We start from the raw sequence: 17,113 nt of genomic DNA, 5'->3' as shown, positions 1-17,113 counted from the left end.
GTTGCAGAAGTGATGACAGCTGATGACATGGCTGTCGCAAAGGCCCCGCCCCGTGCGGGGCCTTTGCGTATGTGGCCGAAATCAGAATGTCCGAGCCGACGACATTGGCTGCAATATCCGTGTGCGACCTTGAAAACCGCGTGCGCGCACCACATCTCTTACCAGGCATTCATCTACGGCTTGAGGGTGGTGCGCCGGCGACGATAGGGGTGGCCGATGAGGGCGATACAGTGAATTCGTTACCCTGCATCCCGCCCAGCCTCTACATTGGTGGCATACTGGCAGCACGGCTCGCCACCTGCATCTCCACTTTCCCCACAATGCCGTTCACTTCACATTTTTCAGGAGAGTCTTCATGTCCAACGATACCAATGCCATCGGCCTGCACACTGCCAGCGCCACTCAGCTGGCCGAGCACCTCAACATCCTGCTGGCCAACTACCAGACCTTCTACATGAACGCCCGTGGTTACCACTGGAACGTGAAGGGCAACCAGTTCTTCGAGCTGCACGTGAAGTTCGAGGAAACCTACACCGACCTGCTGACCAAGGTCGACGAGATCGCCGAGCGTATCCTGACCCTGGGTCACGAGCCGCTGCACGCCTACAGTGACTACGCGCGTGTCGCCACCATCAAGGAAGACACCCACGTCAGCGACGGCACGGCTTGCGTCAAGGGCCTGCTGACCGGTTACAAGTCCCTGATCGAACTGCAGCGCGAGATCATGTCCGTCGCGTCTGACGCCGATGATGAAGGTACCGCTTCACTGGTCGGTGACTACATCCGCGAGCAGGAAAAGACCGTGTGGATGCTGTCCGCCTACCTGGGCGAGTAAGCGCTCAAGCCAATGCAGTGCCAGGGCATGGCAGCGCGGATCTCTGATGCTGCTGCCTGACGCTGTACTTGACTGACACTGGGCCGCGAGGCATACGCGCAGTGTGAACGCCGCCTTTCGACCCTGCACACGCGGGACTCGAAAGGCGGCGTTGTCATGTGGCCATGAAGGCCCGCCAGATACCGACCAGGAGGGTTGCATGTCACTGCCGCTGACACGTCTGCTACGCAAGCTGCTGCATGTGGCTGCCAAGCCCATGCGCCACGCACAGGGCAAGGATGGATACGTCATTCACGCCTATCGTGGCTACGGCTCGCACAGCGAAGCCTTTCTGATGGGGCGCATCTTCCGCCAGCCCGGCTCACGCAGCCAGCTGGCCCCCGGCGCTGGTCGCGACCTGATGGATGTCGGTCGTCGCATGCTGCGCTGGGGCAAGAGCGGCGTCGAGGTAGAGGTCGCACTGGGGGACAACCGCACCACCGCCATCACCGACCGCGATGGCTACTTCAGCGTACATCTGCCGCTCGATGAGCCGCTGGAGCACCAGGGCCAATGGCATACCGCCCGCATCACCGCGTGTCCGCCGAAGCAGCCCCCGGTGGAGGGCGAGGCGCAGGTCTATCTGCCGCCCATCAGCACACGCCTCGGGGTGATCAGCGATATCGACGACACCGTGATGTACACCGGTGTCGCCAACAAGCTCAAGATGCTTTACCGCCTGTTCATCGAGTCCGCCGAGCGGCGCACCGCCTTCCCCGGCGTGGCCGCGCTCTATCAGGCGCTTCATGAGGGTGATGATGGCCAACAGCAGCGCCCGCTGCTCTATGTGTCGCGTGGTCCATGGAGCATCTACGAGATGCTGGAAGTCTTCTTCCAGCACAACCGCATTCCGGTCGGGCCGATCCTGTTCCTGCGCGAGTGGGGCCTGACGCTGCAACGCCCGCTGCCCAGACGCTCCGAAGACCACAAGCAGGCGCTGATCGAGAAGATGCTCGGCCTGTATGACGAGATGCAGTTCCTGCTCATCGGCGACAGCGGCCAGCATGACCCGGAAGTCTACGCCGAGGTCGTGCGCCGCTATCCCGGTCGCATCTGCGCGATCTACATTCGCCAGATAGGCGATTCGGACTCGCGCAAGGCCGAGCTGGACCGGCTCGGCGAGGAGCTGGCCGCCCTCGGCTGCGTGATGCTGTTGAGCACCGACAGCCTCGACATGGCGCACCACGCGCATGCCAACGGCTACATCGATGCCGCCAGCGTCGAGATGGTGCGTGCCGAAATCGAGCATCAACTCGCCGACGAACCGGCCTGAGCGCCTCGCTAGCCAGCGGATAGATAGCTGGCACTATCGCGGTACTACAACGCAAGACTGATATGAGCCTCACCGAACGACTCTGCCGAATGACGGCCTCAGGCGATGCGTGAGCGAATCAGCTGATCGAGCGACAGGCGTCCCGGCCCCTGCAATACCAGCACCAGCAGGCTGGACAGCCACAGGCCGTGGGTCACCCAGGCATGGGGATAGACGAACAGCTGGATGGTCAGCGTCATGACGGCAAGCCCCAGCGCCGCGAAGCGCGCCCCCAGCCCCAGCCACAGCATCAGCGGGAACAGGTGCTCGGCGATGGTCGCCAGCCAGGCGGCCAGTATCGGCGAGACCAGCGGCAAGGCGTATTCGTGCTCGAACAGGAAGAAGGTGCTGTCCTTGATCGAGAAGCCGTCGACCTTGGTCTGCGCCGACATGAAGAATACCGCGCCGACGATGATGCGCATCAGGATCAACAGCGCATCCATGCGCAGGTTTTCCAACCAGACGAACACTTTCAGGACCTGCCCCGCCACACCGGTACGAACCGCAGGCGTCGTTGATGATTCAAGGCTCATGATGAGGCCTCCTCAAGGGTGCGCCAGGGCGCGAAGGGTCAAACAGAAAAGAGCCGAGCAGAAAAGAACCAGGCAGGATCAGGTCGGCGCGCGGAAGGCACCACTTGCCAGCAGGGGGGCCAGCAGCGGCCCCAGCTCCTGCTCGGGGTGCTCGTCCGCGAGCCGCGCTGCCGCGTCCGCCAGCGTCTGCCCCGCCAGCAGCAGCTCGAGCAGCAAGGCAGCGGCCTCGCACAGCACCGTGACCCGCACCTCCAGCGCCGGGCGCGTGATCAAGATCCGCTCCGGCCGCGCGATATCCAGCCCTTCAAGCGTCGCGTCGGCATGCTGATGGCGCTGCCAGATCTCGAGCACCGCATGCTCCAGGTGCAGCAGACAAGCTGCGGGGTGCGCCGAGAACCTGAGCTCCATCACCGCCTCAGGCGGCAGTCCCGCCAGCTGGGTCGGCACCAGGGCTTCGGCGTCCGCCGCGTGATAGGCCACCAGACGAGCGGCCTCGAAGCGGGCCAGGTCCACCGCATAGAACGGCAGCTGAGCGGCCGACACCTGACGCGTCTCGATCAGCGTGGTCAGGGTCTCGTGCAGGCTCTCGGCAAGCCCGGCCCCGTACTCCATCATCAGCGGTGAGCGCGGCAGATGCTGGCGGGAATGATCGTGGGCCAGGGCCGCAAAGAAGCGCTCGCCCACAACCTGTCGGGTCACCGGATAGGCCTCTTCCAGCGCACTGATCAGGCTGGCCCAGACATTGTTGCGATAGACATCGAGGCGCTGCTGATGGCCTGCCTCGATACCCAGAAGCGCGGCATCGGGCTTAGTGAGTGTCTCGATGAAGGCGCGCTGCCAGTCGGGCTGGCGCTCAGCGCTGGCATGCCGCTCGAGAGAGGTCATTGGCCGCCCTCCATGCCGGAGCGCGTCAGCTGCTGCGCCCGTGTGCTGTGCAGCAACGCCTGAGCGCGCGTGGTCTGCCCCAGCAATACCTCCAGCGCCGGCACCTGGGTATCCCACTCAATCAGCGTCGGACGCGGCCCGATGCGATTGATGAAGTCGGCATACAGCGCCCAGACCTCATCACAGACCGGCGCGCCATGGTTGTCGATCAGCAGGCCTTCACGCGAGTCCTCGCCATGCCCCGCCAGATGGATCTCCCCGACGGCGTGGCCCGGAATGGATTCCAGCCAGGCCGCGGGATCGATCCCGATGTTGTGCGCCGAGACGAAGACATTGTTGACGTCGATCAACAGACCGCAGCCACTGCGCTCGACCAGACGAGTGAGGAAATGCGTCTCGGGAATCAGTTCCGCTCCCAGCTCGTGTGCATCGAAACGCAGATAGTGGGCGGGATTCTCGATCAATACCTGACGGCCCAGGGTGTCCTGCAACTGCATCAGGTTATCGCTGACCCGTGCCAGCATCGCCTCCGTCAGCGGTACCGGCAGCAGGTCGTTGTAGAAGTGGCCGCTATGGCCGGCCCAGGCCAGGTGTTCTGACACGCTGGTGGGCGGGTGACGCTCGCAGAGCGTTCTGAGACGCGCCAGATGCGTGGCATCCAGCGGGCGCTCCGATGCCAGCGACAGGCCGACACCATGAATCGAGAGCGGGTACTCCTGCAGCGCATCCAGCCGGGCATGGGGTGCCCCGCCGGCGCCCATGTAGTTCTCGGCATGAATCTCGAGAAACCCCAGCGCCGGTCGCGACGACATCAGCTCACGCACATGCTGCGCCTTGAGGCTGATACCGACGGCCATCTCGTCGAGGGACGGATAGGCCGTACCGAAATCCGGACTGCCGGAGGAAGGGGATGGCTGGTGCATGAAGACCTCTCGAGGCGGCGAACATCCGGTGGCGGCGTGGCGCCAGGCCACCGGACGTCAAGTTCGGGGGGATGCTAGGGAAGTCCGAGCCAGCCCCGAGGCGTGTTGCTTACTTGATTTCTTCCAGGCTGCCGGTGCCATTCGGCGTTTCAATGGAGGTGCAGGTGCCTTCCGGAACCAGCTTCCAGGCATTGCCCTGATAATCGACGGTGGAAGTCCCGGCACACGAAGTACCCGGGCCGGCGGCGCAGTCATTCTCACCGGCCAGCGACACGCCGTAGCACTTTTCCATGCCCGCCGCGTGGGCCGGGAGGGAGACGACAGCGGTAGACAGAGCGACAGCGGTTCCGAGTGCGGAGGCCAGGGCAAAAGCGGTCTTGGCGGACTTGTTAGTCTTGGTAGACATGGGCACATCTCCTGAGAAAATGCTCTTTAATGAGCCAAACGTTATTTATCTATCACTTTCGCCCCTGTGCTGCGGGCTCAATCCAACTTACGGGGGGCTTGGGGAGATGGATGCAGAAAAGATCGAAATTCTTGCCGCGACTCGACAATATCGCGCTGACCGCACTCCCCTCATCGCATGCGGAAACGATACCCCGCGCTTGCGTTGACCTCGCCATGCAAACGCAAGCGGCCCCATATAGGGGCCGCTTGCGTCGACTGTCATCTGCTGTCTGACGGCATGTCGCGACGTCTGTTGTAACGTCAGTCGCAACGGCTGCCTGCAGTGCTGCAGGCGATGAGGCCGATCAGCTATCGCCCTGCCACTTGCGCTCCATGAGCTCCCAGCGCGAGAGCGACGCAGGCACCTGCCCTGCCTCGGTGTCCAGTGTCTCTGTGTCCAATGCCTCGGCATCCGGTGCTTCGGCACCCGGTGCTTCGGCATCAGGTACTTCGGCACCCGGTACTTCGGCGCCCGGCGCTCCGGTGACATCCTGGCCTTCGCTGGCTGCCGCTTCTTCACTGGCAGGCGCTTCTTCACTGGCAGACGGCTCGGGCGCGGGCTGGCGATCAAGCGCCGACGGCGCGGATGTCGATGGCTGATCCAGCGCCTGCTCGGGTTGATGCAGGGTGTCACGCGACTGGCGCACCAGCGCTTCCGGCAGTGGCTTCTTCATGCGCGCGCCGAGCTCCAGCAGCTCCTCGGCACGGCTGATCAGATTGCCGCGCCCGCTGGCCAGCCGCTTCATGGCGGTATCATGCGCCTCGCGCGTGCGCCCCAGCTGAGTGCCCAGCTCCTCGAGGGATTCGGCGAGACCGCGGAACTTGTCGAGCAACGCTCCCGCGCGCTCCCCGATCACGCGCGCATTGTCGTTCTGACGCTCCAGACTCCACAGACTCGCCACGGTGCGCAGGCTGGCCAGCAAGGTGGTCGGCGTCACCATCACCACGCCCTGGGTGAAGGCATCCTGGAACAGGCTGTCATCGTGCTCGAAGGCCAGCGCGAAGGCCGGCTCCATCGGCAGGAACAGGAACACGAAGTCCGGCGAGCCCAGCCCCTCGATGGCGGGATAGTTGCGCCGCGCAAGCCCAGTGACATGGCCACGCACCGAGGTCAGATGCGCGCGCAGTGCGCGTGCTCGCGTCACGTCATCCTCGGCGTTGACGTACTCGGTGTAGGCGGTCAGCGAGACCTTGGCATCGATGATCAGGTGCTTGTTGTCCGGCAGGTAGACGATAGCATCCGGACGCTGGCGTCCGCCCTCGCCGGTGAACGACACCTCGCGCTTGAACTCGATGCCATCACGCAGACCGGAGCGCTCCAGCACGGTCTCCAGAATCATCTCGCCCCAGTTGCCCTGCATCTTGCTGTCGCCCTTGAGCGCCCGCGACAGATTGGCTGCCTCCTCGGTGATCTGGCGGTTGAGCCCCGCCAGCTGGTCGAGCTGACTCTTGAGACTGGTGCGCTCACGTACCTCCTCGCCATGCAGCTGCTCGAGGCGTTGACGGAAGTCGCCGACCTGCTCACGAAACGGCTTGAGCAACTGCTCGAGCTGAGCACCACTGGCGGCGGTGAAGCGCTGCTGACGCTCCTCGAACACCTTGCCCGCCAGCTGCTCGAATTCCTGACTCAGGCGCTCGCGCGACTCGTTGAGCAATGCCAGCTGCTGCTCGTGATGGCTGGCCTCCTGACGCTGGCGCGTCACCAGCGAGGCATGTGTCTCGCGCAGCTCGGCGTAGCGCTCGGTCAGTGTCTCGAGACGCTCTTCGCGCTCCAGCAGCTGCGCCTCCAGCACTTCCTGCTGGCGGGTCAGGCTGCGCGCCAGCGTCTGCTGCTCACTCAGGGCGCGTGACTGTTCATCCAGGCGCCCCTGCAGCGATTCGCGCAGCGTGGCGAGCTGCTCCGTCAGCGCATCACGCGCCTGGCGCGCCTCCTCCAGCGACTGGCTCAGGTAGCGCTGCTGCTGCTCCGCCTGCTGCCCGTCCAGTGCGGCACGTTGCTCAATCAGGGCCGCCCGCTGCTCGGCCTGTTGCTGGCGCTCACGCGACTCGTCCAGCGAGGCCTGCCACGTCTGCTGCATCGACTGTTGCTCCTCCTCACTGCTTTCCTGCAGCGCATGGAGCTGCTCGCGGGTTCGCCGCCAGCCCAGCCCCAGAGCCAACGACAGCATCAACAGCACGCCGACCAGCAACCACATCACGGCGGAAGATTCAGAAAGCAGCGACATCGGGCACTCCATGGCCTATGAAAACGCAGCGGGGTCACCCCCCTTGAAAGTCAGTATCGCGCATCCATGTCTTGAGTGTCAGGGCACGAAAGGACGGGAATTGCCTGCCATCAGCGTGCAGTGCTCACTGCGGTGAGTGACGCACACCGAGAGCAGAATTCCCCCCTTCTCTGCCCAACACGCTCGCAAGAGCCGAAGCACGGAAAGGAGATTCGCATGACACAGCAGACCGATCAGCAGACACGTCAACAACTGCAAGGTAAGCGCGTGGCCATTCTCGCGACCCATGGCTTCGAGGAATCCGAGCTCGCGGTGCCGCGCGCCGCACTGCTGGAGGCGGGCGTCGAGGTAGACATCGTCTCGCCGGAGAAAGACGGCATTCGCGCCTGGGCCGAAACCGACTGGGGCGAGAAGTACCAAGTCGACACCCCGCTCAGCAATGCCAGCGAACACGACTATCACGGCCTGGTGCTACCGGGTGGCCTGTTCAATCCGGACACCCTGCGTCAGGACGAGAACGCACTGAGCTTCGTGCGCAGCTTCTTCCAGGCCCACAAGCCGGTCGCCGCCATCTGTCACGCGCCGTGGATCCTGATCGATGCCGGCGTCGTCGAAGGCCGTCAGATGACCTCCTTCCCTTCCGTCGCACAGGACCTGAAGAACGCCGGCGCCGAGTGGCAGGACAGCGAAGTGGTGTGTGACAGCGCGCTGGTCACCAGCCGCAAGCCAGCAGATCTCGATGCGTTCAACGCCAAGCTGCTCGAGGAACTGGCCGAAGGCAAGCACCAGCATCAGCACGCCTGAGGCCGCAAGCCAGAGAGCCGCAAGCCAGACAGCCGCAAGCTAGAGAGCCGCAAGCTCTGAAGCTTGAACAGACAGACGCCCCTGCCACTTCGGCAGGGGCGTTTTTGTTGTCTCAAGGGCGCAATCCGGTGCCTTGACGGCAGAAGTGAAGTGTCCTCGCAGCACTGGCTGAACCCCTCATCTCCGAGGTTCGTTGGCCACTCTGCAGCCGTGCATCCCAGAACCTCATTGCGAGCAACCACTTACGCCACAGGCAAGACAATCTGGACAACTCAGCTCCACAACAACACGACAAGCGACGCACGGAGACATTAGCGAACGCCTTTCGTAAAAGGCGCTGCGACACGATATTCTGACGACAAGGATCCTCTTGGGTGACTGACCGACCATACGGGAGACCGCCCCATGCATATCTCTACCTTGAACACAGCCCTTACGTCTCTGCTGCCTTCCCTGCTGCTGGGACTGACGCTGATGCTCGCCACGCCGACGCTGGTCGCCGCGGATGATCGCCATCGCGCGCAGGGCCAGCACAGCGAGCGCCACAGCACGCCGCACAGTCGCCACGAGGCGATCAAGCGCCGCCACCTCAGGATGTTCGACGAGCCGCGCGTGGAGCGCCATCACTCGCGCCAGCACTCTCGTCATGACATCCGCCGCCATGTCCCCAAGCGCCGCTACTATCAGCATGGGCGTCTTGAACACGACCGCTACCGCCCGTACTACTACCAGAACCATGACTCCGGTCGGCATGGCATACGCCGCTACCATAACGGCGTGAGCATCGGCATTCCGGCGATCCGCATCAATATCAACTGAGCTTGCGCACTCTCATCAGGCCACGCCAGCGCCTGATGCCCAGAGATAACGACGCCCAGAGATGACGACGCCCCCGCAGGCTGACCTGCGGGGGCGTCGTTCGTCTACGTGACGAGTCTTGCCTGAGAATTGCTCAAGCGGCCTTGGCAGGCTCGGCGAGTTCGGTGATCAGACCCTTGAGCACCTGCCAGAATTCACCGACCGACTCGATCTCGACCCGCTCGCTGGGCGAGTGGGCACCGCGAATCAGCGGCCCGAAGGAGATCATCTCGAGCTGGGGATACTTGGCCCCCAGAATGCCGCACTCGAGTCCGGCATGGATGATCTTGATCTCCGGCGCACGGCCGGTGACGCGCTCGTGCAGGCTGCAGAAGCGAGCCAGCAGCTGCGCATCCGGCGCCGGCTGCCAGCCCGGATAGGCATTCTCGGCCACGGTGGTCGCGCCGATCAGCGCAAAGAGCCCACGAATGCGTTGCTCCATCATGGTCACGGCATCATCGCGCAGCGAACGCACCAGCGCGCAGAGATGGAAGCGCCCCTCGCGCAACTGCACCACGCCGAGGTTGTTGGAGGTTTCCACCACGCCTTCCACCGCCGCGCTCATGCGCTCGACCCCGTAGGGCGCGGCATCCAGCACCGCGACCAGCCGCTGGGTGTCCTCGACGGACAGCGCATTCTCGGCATTGCCACGGGTCACGCTGAGCGAGACATCCGGGTCCGTCTCGCGCAGCTCGTCGCGAATCTGGGCCTCGAAGTCCGCGAGGCGCTGGCGCGCGGCGGCGACGCGCTCGTCATAGATCACCACGCCGACCGTGGCCTCACGCGGCAAGGCATTGCGCAGCGTACCGCCAGACCAGCTGACCAGACGCGGCTTGAACTCGGCCAGCGCGACCAGCGCGCGTGACATCAGGCGATTGGCATTGCCGCGACCACGATGGATATCGAGCCCGGAATGGCCGCCGACCAGGCCGCCGATGGTCAGCTCCAGCTCCGCTTCGGCATCCTTCAGAGAGGAGGTGGCAAACTCGTGGGCGACATTGATGTCCGCGCCACCGGCACAGCCGATATAGACCTGTCCGCGGTCTTCCGAATCCAGGTTGAGCAGGTAGCGCCCTTCCAGCCAGTTCTCGGCCAGATTCAGCGCGCCGCCCATCGAGGTTTCCTCCTCGAGGGTGAACAGCGCTTCCAGCGGACCGTGCACGAGGCTGTCGTCTTCGAGAACGGCCAGCGCCGCCGCGACGCCGAGACCGTTGTCGGCCCCCAGAGTGGTGCCGCGCGCCTTGAGCCAGCCGTCTTCCAGATAGGTGTCGAGGGAATCACGCGTGAAGTCGTGATCACTGTCGCTGGCCGCCTGGGCGACCATGTCGAGATGGCCCTGCAGCACGATACCCGCTGCGCTCTCGTGACCGGGCGTGGCGGGCTTGCGCAGACGCAGGTTGCCGAAAGCGTCGCGATCATGGGCGAGACCACGCGCTTCGGCCCAGTCGATCAGATAGGCCACCAGTGCGGCTTCATGCCCGGACGGGCGCGGGATATTGCACAGAGTGCGGAAATGACGCCAGAGGTTGGCGGGGTCCAGCGTATCGATATGCTCATTCATGGCGAAGATTCCTGTTCTTGTCATCAATGAGCATACGGAACAGCGGACGGGCGTGGCTAGTGGTTGTCGACACCTATCGATCAGTGACTTCGAATATGCAAGGATGACAATCACGACCCTGCTGACAGCTGCATGCCATTCCCCACCTTCATCGGAGCCTTTATGCCTCGTCGACTACTGCTGCTGACCGCCATCTCCGCCACTGCTGGCCTGCTGATGCTGAGTGGCTGCTCGCCGATTCCTGACATGCCCGGACCAATCGGCATTCCGGGCCTCTGAGCCACGCCCGGCCGCTCTGCTCTTGTCAGACGGGCTTGACCGATGCTCTTGCCTGATCGGCTTGTCATTCGCTCTGTTCGATCAGGCGCCCGGCGGCCGCTCGGCACCAGCGATCGCGCGCCTTGCGGCCCACGATGCCCAGCCCCTCGGCCCAGCTGATGAAGGCAGGCGCATCCTGTCCGCCCAGCGCCAGCACCAGCCCATGACGTGACGCCTCATCGAGTCGTGAAGGCTCACGGGACTCGAGTGCTGTCTCGAGCCACGGCCGTACCAACGCCAGCCCCCCGCCACCACGGCGATACCAGTCCAGTCGCTGCGCGCATGCGGCTGGCGTCAGCGTGGCCAGGTCATTCTCACTTCCTCGCTGCCGCAGTCTGTCGGCCAAGACGGGCGGCAAGCCGTGCAGCTCATGCGCGAGCAGGCTGGGCAGCAGGCGCTGGAAGTCCTGCTGCAGCGCGCCGAGCAAGGCATCCTGCGCCAACTGCCCGCGCGGCGCAGATTCACCACTCCCGCTCTCACCGATGGCCTTGCCCATCATCACCGCGTGCTCGCCACTGGCGGCATCGCGCTTGAGGCCCATGCGCAGCGGCACGAAGCCCTGCGCCAGCCAGAAGGCGACCAGATCGGCCTCGGCCCCGAAGCTGGTGCCGAGCCGCGTGACGCCTGCCGCCAGCGCTTGCTGCTCGAGCGCCTGGAGCAAGCGCGCGCCCTGACCACGCCGCCATAAAGCGGGATGCACCGCGATACGCAGCACCCGCCACCAGCGGGCTTCGGCGGCGCCCTGATGGCCTGCATGCGCCGCCAGCGACTGTGCCAGCAGATGCCCACGCGGACGCCGCTTGCCGCACCAGATGTCATGCGCCAGAGGCGTCGGGAAGCCACCCTCCTCGACGGCGGCCACCACCCCCAGCCAGGCATCACGCCCAGTCGTGACGTCTCGCTGACGAATCGCCGTCAGCGTGAGCCCCGGCGTGTCGAGCAGCTGGCGCAGGTCCGCCGGTGTGGTGCGGTAATGCGCCTGCACCAGCAGGCCGAACAGCTGCCGCAACGCCGCCTCGTCACGCGCCAATGCATCACGCTCCAGTACGACAATGTCGCAGCCCTCCAGCCACTGCTGAGCATTCTTCGCGCATGGCTCAGACAGCTCAGGCGGCTGCGCCGAGAGCAGCAGCAGGTCATCGGTCAATGCTTCCAGCGGGTCGCCGGGCGCCCAGCGCACGGGCGTCGTCATCTCCAGCGCCTGCCAGCCGGGACACTGGCGCTCGAGATGATGGCGAAACCGCAACTGGAAGCCGCGCCCGGTGCCTTCATAGCCATGCACGGTGGTAGCGAAGGCGATGCGCGGGAAATGCGCCAGATAGCCTTTCAGCAATGGCGTGGGGATGGCGGCGGCCTCATCGACAAACAGCCGCGGCAGCACCTCATCGCGACAGGCGAGGCGAGCCGCCTCGATGGCATCCGGCGCCAGAAAACGCAGCTCGCTGCCGGAAGCCGTATCGTCATCCGCCTGCCCAGCCGGCAAGCGAATGACATTGCCCTCGCGCAGCCCTCGGGGCAGCAGGGCCGCCAGGCGTTCGAAGATCGCGCTGACCGCCGCAGGGCGTGGCGCCGTCAGCCAGACATCCTCCCCCGCCGCCAGACAGCGCGCCGCGGCGATGCCCAGCGCGCCACTCTTGCCACGCCCGCGATCGGCACTGATCACCACGGGCCGCGCAGGCGCCAGAGCCTCCAGCGCAGCCACGCTGGCGGCCTGGTCCTGCGTCAGGCAGTCGCTGTCGGCGATGGCGTCTGATCGCGCCGCGTGATTGCCGCTACCCAGCGATGGCGCAGGCAAGTGTCCGCCCTGTGGCCAGTGCAGCACACTGGCATGCGATGAGAGGCGCCGCGCCAGCCGCGCCAGATAGCGTGCCGTCAGCTGTTCCCGCGCGAAGGGCCAGTGGGCCAGCCGCGCGTGATCGCCATCCGGCACTGGCGCAGGGTCTGCCGCGGCCCAGGCGGCAGGCGTCATCAGCACCAGCAGGCCACCCGCCTTCAGGGTGCCGGCCACGGCGCCGAAGGCATCGGGGTCGAAACCAGCCGCCGGCTGCGCCGCATCGAAGATGACCAGTGACTGCTCACCGCCCAGCTGGGTGGCGGCCCTGGCCATCGCCAGCGTACGCACGGGCATCGCGCCCGCTGTCGACAAGGCTTCACCTGTGCCCAGCCACAGCGGAGCAGGCTCACGCGCTGGCCACCGCTCGCAGATCGCCTGCGCGGCGCCAGAGGGGTCATCGCCGCTGATCCACAGGCAGGCACGCTGACGCCGCGCGAGCAGATGTTGATGCAGCGTTCGGCACCACGCCTCGAGGGCGGGCAGATCAATGCGAGAAGGAGAATCTGAAGGAGGAGTCGTCATGTCGCGCAGCATGCCGCATGGCAGCGCGCCAGACCAGATGAGCAGACCAGATGGCGCGAGAAACTCGCGAGGCAGCCGTGTGGCAATCGTGAGGCCGTCGCAAGAAAACCGCGATCTGCTCGGCGCGGCCGCCAGGCCTGCCACTCGCGCCTGTTACTTGAGAAGAATCTCGTGCTTACTTGAGAAGAAGCTCATGCTCATACAACGCCCCGTTGCAAGATGAGCAACGCAAGCGGCGCAGGGATGAGAATGGTTATATTTAGGCTTATCGGGATAATGAAGCTCCACTTCCCATCATTGCGAGTCCCCCCGATGCCACAGCGTCACTCCCTCACCACTGCTCTGCCCCGCGCGCTCAAGCCTTGCCTGCTCGCCCTGAGCCTGGCGGCAACATTCGTGGCGGGTCAGGCCTCGGCACTGGAATACCCGATCGGCACGCCGGTCAAGGAAGGCGGCATGGAAATCGCTGCGGTCTACCTGCAGCCGGTGGTGATGGCCCCGGCTGGCAAGCTGCCTGCCAATCAGGCCGATATCCACCTGGAAGCCGATATCCACGCGCTGATGGAAAACGACAACGGCTTCGCGCCGGGCGACTGGATTCCCTATCTCGGCATTCACTACACCCTGACCAGGCAGGGTGGCGAGGCGCCGATCGAAGGCGAGCTGGTGCCGATGATCGCCAATGACGGCACCCACTACGGCAAGAACGTCAAACTGGATGGCCCGGGCAAGTACCACCTGACCTTCGAGATCCAGCATCCGGACATGCCGCGTCATATTGACAAGGAAACCGGCGTCGCCGAGTGGCCGCAGACCATCACCACCGACTACGACTTCGTCTATGCCGGCGTCGGCAAGAAAGGCGGCTACTGAGCGCCGCTCTGCCCTTGCTGCATGCCCCTGAATGCCTGCATCCCGTGAGGCGGCCATTGCCGCTTGCTCCTTCGATGGCCGCCTGTGCTGACCTGCACTCGCGGCCATTGGTCGCTCTACCACCAGCGCCTTGCGCTGGTGTCAATGTGCGCTTTCCCTCATCGTCCGGAGTGTCCCATGCGCCTGACCTCTTTCTTGCCCTCACTCTTGCCCTCTCGCCTGCCCTCTCACTTGCCTTCTCGCCTACCCCCTCGGGCAAGCGCCCTGCTGCCCGCGCTCGCCATGCTGCTCATCGCCCTGTTGCTCGTGGCCCTGCTGCCTAGGTCGGCGGCCGCCAGCGACATGCCGTCCTACGACCTGACCCTCGACAACGGCAAGCTCATTCCTGAGGTCCTTGAGGTGAAGGCCGGCGAGAAATTCGTCATCCAGCTGCACAACGCGGGCAATACGCCGGCCGAATTCGAGAGCAACTCCCTGCGCAAGGAGAAGGTGCTGGCACCGGGCGTGAAGTCGTTCGTCGTCATCCATCCGCTGCGCGCGGGGAGCTATGACTTCTTCGATGATTTCCACCTGCCGGACGCGCGTGGCAAGGTCGTCGCCGAATAAGCTCGGCCACCCTGTGCCAATGACGCCTTTTTCGTCATCGATGGCGCGCACCGAACGTCAGTAGAAGAGAGTCCGCATGTTTGAACAGATCCTGTTTATCGTCTGGCGTGAAAGCGTCGAAGCCATTCTCGTCATCGGCATCATGCACGCCTGGCTGGTGCAGTCCGGCACCCGCGCGGGCCTGCACTACCTGTGGGGTGGGGTCGTCGCCGGCCTGGTGCTGGCCGGCCTGATGGGGGCGGCGCTGATGGGCGCCAACACCTGGCTGACCGGCACCGCGCAGGAGGTCTTCCAGGCCGTACTGGTACTGACCGCCTGCCTGTTGATCACCCAGATGGTGCTGTGGATGCGCACCAAGGGCCGCACGTTCAAGGCAGAACTCGAGAGCGGCCTGGCCAGCGCCGTCTCCTCCGGCAGCTACTGGGGCGTGGCGACGCTGGTCGCCATCGCCGTGGCGCGTGAAGGCGCGGAAACCGTCGTCTTCCTCTACGGCATGGGCGCCGCCAGCCTGCAGTCCGGCGGCATCGCCAGCTTCGCGCTGGCTGCGGGCCTCGGCTTCGCCCTCGCGGTGGCGACCTTCATGGCGCTGCAGCTCGGTTCACGCCTGTTCTCGTGGAAGCTGTTCTTCCGCGTGACCGAAATCCTGCTGTTGCTGCTGGCGGCGTCACTGCTGATGTCGGGCCTCGAACAGCTGATCGGCCTCGGCTATCTGCCGGCGGGCCTCGACCCGCTGTGGGATTCCAGCTGGCTGCTCGATGATGGCAGCGGCCTCGGCGGACTGCTGGCGACCTTCGCCGGCTATCGCGCCTGGCCTGCCACGACGATGGTGGTCGGCTATCTCGGCTACTGGGTCATCGTCGCAAGCCTCATGAAGCGTCAGCGCAAGAAGGAGCGCGTGGACCAGCGCCGTCAGCTCACTGCCCGCGCGCGCAGCTGAGTCTTGTTCACGCGATCTGCCAGTCAGGAGAAACGATAGTCATGGCCAATTGCGGCTCCAGCCCCCACGGCGACATAGCCAACCTCATCGCCAGTGATGGCGGCACCTCGCCTGGCCGTCAGGCCACGCGCATCGCGCGCTTCGGACAGGCGATGCAGCAGCGGCGTGGTCTGATCCAGCTGGTGCAATGGCTGGTGGTCGGCATCTATGCCTTTCTGCTGGTGGTGCCTGCGTTGCTGCCGCTGCCGGATTACCAGGCGCATATCCTCACCAATCTGACGGTGTTCGCCGAGTTCGTGTTCTGGGGGCTGTGGTGGCCCTTCGTACTGATCAGCATGGTGCTGATGGGGCGCGTGTGGTGCGGTGTCTTCTGCCCCGAAGGCACCCTGACCGAAGCCGCCAGTCGCATCGGCCTCGGTCGGCCGATTCCCGGCTGGATGCGCTGGGGCGGCTGGCCCTTCGTGGCCTTCCTCGGCACCACGCTCTATGGCCAGCTGGCCAGCGTCTATCAGTACCCGCTGGGCGCACTGGTGGTACTGGGAGGCTCGACGGTGGCCGCGATCATCGTCGGGCTGATCTACGGCAAGGGCACCCGCGTCTGGTGCCGTCAGCTGTGTCCGGTGAATGGCGTCTTCAATCTGCTGGCGCGCCTGTCACCGACCCACTTCCGTACCGATCAGGCCCGCTGGAACGCCCACAATCAGGCTGTCCGTCAGGGCAACGCCGTGCGCATGCACGCCCCTGACTGCGCGCCGCTGATTCCGCTCAAGCAGCTCGACAGCGCCGGTGACTGCCATGTCTGCGGACGCTGCAGCGGCTACAAGGACGCGATGCAGCTGGAGTGGCGTGCGCCGGGGGCAGAGCTGGTCGAGCCGCCGCAGCCGGTGCGCTTCACCCACTACTCGGTGCTGGTGTTCGGCCTGCTCGGCATCGCCATCGGCGCCTTCAGCTGGAGCGCCAGCCCGTGGTTCGTCGCCCTCAAGCAGCAGCTGGCCTTCTGGCTGATCGATCACGACCTGATGTGGCCGCTGACCACCACCCTGCCGACCTGGATTCTGACCAACTACCCCGAGCACAACGATGTCTTCAACCTGCTCGATGGCAGTCTGATCACGCTGTGGATCGTGGTCGGTGGCGGCCTGCTGGGCGCGCTCACCAGCCTGCCGCTGCTGCTGGGCAACTGGCTGATGGGTGGCAAGGCGACGCTGTCACGCCTGTGGCATCTCTCGCTGAGCCTGATTCCGCTGGGCGGGCTGGGCGTGTTTCTCGGCCTCTCCGCCACCACCATGACGCTGCTGCGCGGTGACGGCATCAACCTCACCTGGGCCAATGACCTGCGCGCCACCCTGCTGGCACTGGCCTGCCTGTGGGGGCTGCGTCTGGCCTGGCGCATTACCGGTGAGCAGCGCAACGGCGAGCAGTACAATGGTGAGCAGCGCAACGGCGGCCTGCTCGCCGGCAACGCTGCACGGCTGATCGGTACCGCGAGTGTCGCGCTGGCCTGCCTGCCCGCACTGGGCATCTGGTATCTGATGTTCTGGGGCTGGTGACGCCCTGCTGGCTGGATGCTGGCTGACTGACAGAGGCTCAAGGCCTGACAC

At 65.0% G+C, this 17,113-nt stretch carries 15 protein-coding genes; 8 read left to right on the top strand and 7 right to left on the bottom strand.

Features of this window, described 5'->3' with window-relative positions; translation table 11 throughout:
- Nucleotides 1–355 precede the first annotated feature (355 nt).
- The gene (locus tag AOG28_RS02645; protein WP_043333228.1) at nt 356–835 is read left to right on the top strand and encodes a Dps family protein; all 480 of its coding nucleotides are present in this window, start codon (nt 356–358) and stop codon (nt 833–835) included.
- Between the two features lie 199 nt (nt 836–1,034).
- Entirely contained in the window at nt 1,035–2,147 is a 1,113-nt protein-coding gene (locus tag AOG28_RS02640) for an App1 family protein (RefSeq protein ID WP_054555243.1), read from the top strand.
- Nucleotides 2,148–2,245: 98 nt separating this feature from the next.
- Here AOG28_RS02640 and AOG28_RS02635 read toward each other — a convergent pair whose 3' ends face one another.
- The 5 genes from AOG28_RS02635 to rmuC form a co-directional block, all read right to left on the bottom strand.
- On the bottom strand, nt 2,246–2,719 hold the full coding sequence (locus tag AOG28_RS02635) for a DoxX family protein (RefSeq protein WP_054555242.1): 474 nt from the start codon (nt 2,717–2,719) through the stop codon (nt 2,246–2,248).
- Between the two features lie 78 nt (nt 2,720–2,797).
- The gene (locus AOG28_RS02630) at nt 2,798–3,604 is read right to left on the bottom strand and encodes an HvfC/BufC N-terminal domain-containing protein (RefSeq protein WP_054555241.1); all 807 of its coding nucleotides are present in this window, start codon (nt 3,602–3,604) and stop codon (nt 2,798–2,800) included.
- Nucleotides 3,601–4,527: an MNIO family bufferin maturase gene (bufB, locus tag AOG28_RS02625; protein ID WP_054555240.1), complete on the bottom strand. Its 927-nt coding sequence runs from the start codon at nt 4,525–4,527 to the stop codon at nt 3,601–3,603. The genes AOG28_RS02630 and bufB overlap by 4 nt, the downstream gene beginning before the upstream one ends.
- Before the next feature lie 109 nt (nt 4,528–4,636).
- Nucleotides 4,637–4,933, bottom strand: coding sequence for a BufA1 family periplasmic bufferin-type metallophore (locus AOG28_RS02620; RefSeq protein ID WP_043333233.1), 297 nt, complete (start codon nt 4,931–4,933; stop codon nt 4,637–4,639).
- Nucleotides 4,934–5,279: 346 nt separating this feature from the next.
- Nucleotides 5,280–7,199, bottom strand: coding sequence for a DNA recombination protein RmuC (gene rmuC / locus AOG28_RS02615; protein ID WP_054555239.1), 1,920 nt, complete (start codon nt 7,197–7,199; stop codon nt 5,280–5,282).
- Between the two features lie 216 nt (nt 7,200–7,415).
- On the opposite strand from rmuC, the gene AOG28_RS02610 reads away from it, so the two are divergent.
- Nucleotides 7,416–8,003, top strand: a complete 588-nt coding sequence (locus AOG28_RS02610; RefSeq protein WP_054555238.1) for a type 1 glutamine amidotransferase domain-containing protein — start codon at nt 7,416–7,418, stop codon at nt 8,001–8,003.
- A gap of 405 nt (nt 8,004–8,408) precedes the next feature.
- Nucleotides 8,409–8,822: a hypothetical protein gene (locus tag AOG28_RS02605; protein WP_054555237.1), complete on the top strand. Its 414-nt coding sequence runs from the start codon at nt 8,409–8,411 to the stop codon at nt 8,820–8,822.
- A gap of 133 nt (nt 8,823–8,955) precedes the next feature.
- On the opposite strand, the gene AOG28_RS02600 is transcribed toward AOG28_RS02605, so the two are convergent.
- Entirely contained in the window at nt 8,956–10,422 is a 1,467-nt protein-coding gene (locus tag AOG28_RS02600) for an aminoacyl-histidine dipeptidase (RefSeq protein ID WP_054555236.1), read from the bottom strand.
- 343 nt (nt 10,423–10,765) lie between these two features.
- Nucleotides 10,766–13,096, bottom strand: a complete 2,331-nt coding sequence (locus AOG28_RS02595) for a tRNA(Met) cytidine acetyltransferase TmcA (protein WP_160317845.1) — start codon at nt 13,094–13,096, stop codon at nt 10,766–10,768.
- A 312-nt stretch (nt 13,097–13,408) separates the two neighbouring features.
- Between AOG28_RS02595 and AOG28_RS02590 the strand changes: the two genes are divergently transcribed.
- The 4 genes from AOG28_RS02590 to AOG28_RS02575 all read left to right on the top strand — a co-directional run bounded on the left by AOG28_RS02590 (nt 13,409) and on the right by AOG28_RS02575 (nt 17,062).
- A complete protein-coding gene (locus tag AOG28_RS02590) occupies nt 13,409–13,969 on the top strand; it encodes an iron transporter (RefSeq protein WP_054555234.1) in 561 nt (186 codons plus the stop codon).
- Nucleotides 13,970–14,146: 177 nt separating this feature from the next.
- Entirely contained in the window at nt 14,147–14,575 is a 429-nt protein-coding gene (locus tag AOG28_RS02585) for a cupredoxin domain-containing protein (RefSeq protein ID WP_235506922.1), read from the top strand.
- A gap of 76 nt (nt 14,576–14,651) precedes the next feature.
- Nucleotides 14,652–15,512 carry an FTR1 family iron permease gene (locus tag AOG28_RS02580; protein ID WP_054555232.1) on the top strand — a complete coding sequence of 287 codons (861 nt, stop codon included), beginning with the start codon at nt 14,652–14,654 and terminating at the stop codon, nt 15,510–15,512.
- A gap of 41 nt (nt 15,513–15,553) precedes the next feature.
- Nucleotides 15,554–17,062, top strand: a complete 1,509-nt coding sequence (locus AOG28_RS02575) for a 4Fe-4S binding protein (RefSeq protein WP_054555231.1) — start codon at nt 15,554–15,556, stop codon at nt 17,060–17,062.
- Nucleotides 17,063–17,113: the final 51 nt, after the last annotated feature.

This window comes from Cobetia sp. UCD-24C (genome assembly GCF_001306765.1).
Lineage (GTDB): Bacteria > Pseudomonadota > Gammaproteobacteria > Pseudomonadales > Halomonadaceae > Cobetia > Cobetia amphilecti.
Note: the sequence above shows the minus strand (reverse complement) of the source record. Positions and strands in the feature narration are given on the sequence as shown.

Excerpts from the sequence above, each read along its gene's own strand:
- AOG28_RS02610 (WP_054555238.1), top strand. The coding sequence starts at position 7,416 with ATGACACAGCAGACCGATCAGCAGACACGTCAACAACTGCAAGGTAAG.
- AOG28_RS02640 (WP_054555243.1), top strand. The coding sequence starts at position 1,035 with ATGTCACTGCCGCTGACACGTCTGCTACGCAAGCTGCTGCATGTGGCT.
- AOG28_RS02620 (WP_043333233.1), bottom strand. The coding sequence starts at position 4,933 with ATGTCTACCAAGACTAACAAGTCCGCCAAGACCGCTTTTGCCCTGGCC.
- AOG28_RS02590 (WP_054555234.1), top strand. The coding sequence starts at position 13,409 with ATGCCACAGCGTCACTCCCTCACCACTGCTCTGCCCCGCGCGCTCAAG.
- AOG28_RS02630 (WP_054555241.1), bottom strand. The coding sequence starts at position 3,604 with ATGACCTCTCTCGAGCGGCATGCCAGCGCTGAGCGCCAGCCCGACTGG.
- AOG28_RS02605 (WP_054555237.1), top strand. The coding sequence starts at position 8,409 with ATGCATATCTCTACCTTGAACACAGCCCTTACGTCTCTGCTGCCTTCC.
- AOG28_RS02575 (WP_054555231.1), top strand. The coding sequence starts at position 15,554 with ATGGCCAATTGCGGCTCCAGCCCCCACGGCGACATAGCCAACCTCATC.
- AOG28_RS02580 (WP_054555232.1), top strand. The coding sequence starts at position 14,652 with ATGTTTGAACAGATCCTGTTTATCGTCTGGCGTGAAAGCGTCGAAGCC.
- AOG28_RS02635 (WP_054555242.1), bottom strand. The coding sequence starts at position 2,719 with ATGAGCCTTGAATCATCAACGACGCCTGCGGTTCGTACCGGTGTGGCG.
- AOG28_RS02600 (WP_054555236.1), bottom strand. The coding sequence starts at position 10,422 with ATGAATGAGCATATCGATACGCTGGACCCCGCCAACCTCTGGCGTCAT.
- AOG28_RS02645 (WP_043333228.1), top strand. The coding sequence starts at position 356 with ATGTCCAACGATACCAATGCCATCGGCCTGCACACTGCCAGCGCCACT.
- AOG28_RS02595 (WP_160317845.1), bottom strand. The coding sequence starts at position 13,096 with ATGACGACTCCTCCTTCAGATTCTCCTTCTCGCATTGATCTGCCCGCC.
- AOG28_RS02585 (WP_235506922.1), top strand. The coding sequence starts at position 14,147 with ATGCGCCTGACCTCTTTCTTGCCCTCACTCTTGCCCTCTCGCCTGCCC.
- rmuC (WP_054555239.1), bottom strand. The coding sequence starts at position 7,199 with ATGTCGCTGCTTTCTGAATCTTCCGCCGTGATGTGGTTGCTGGTCGGC.
- bufB (WP_054555240.1), bottom strand. The coding sequence starts at position 4,527 with ATGCACCAGCCATCCCCTTCCTCCGGCAGTCCGGATTTCGGTACGGCC.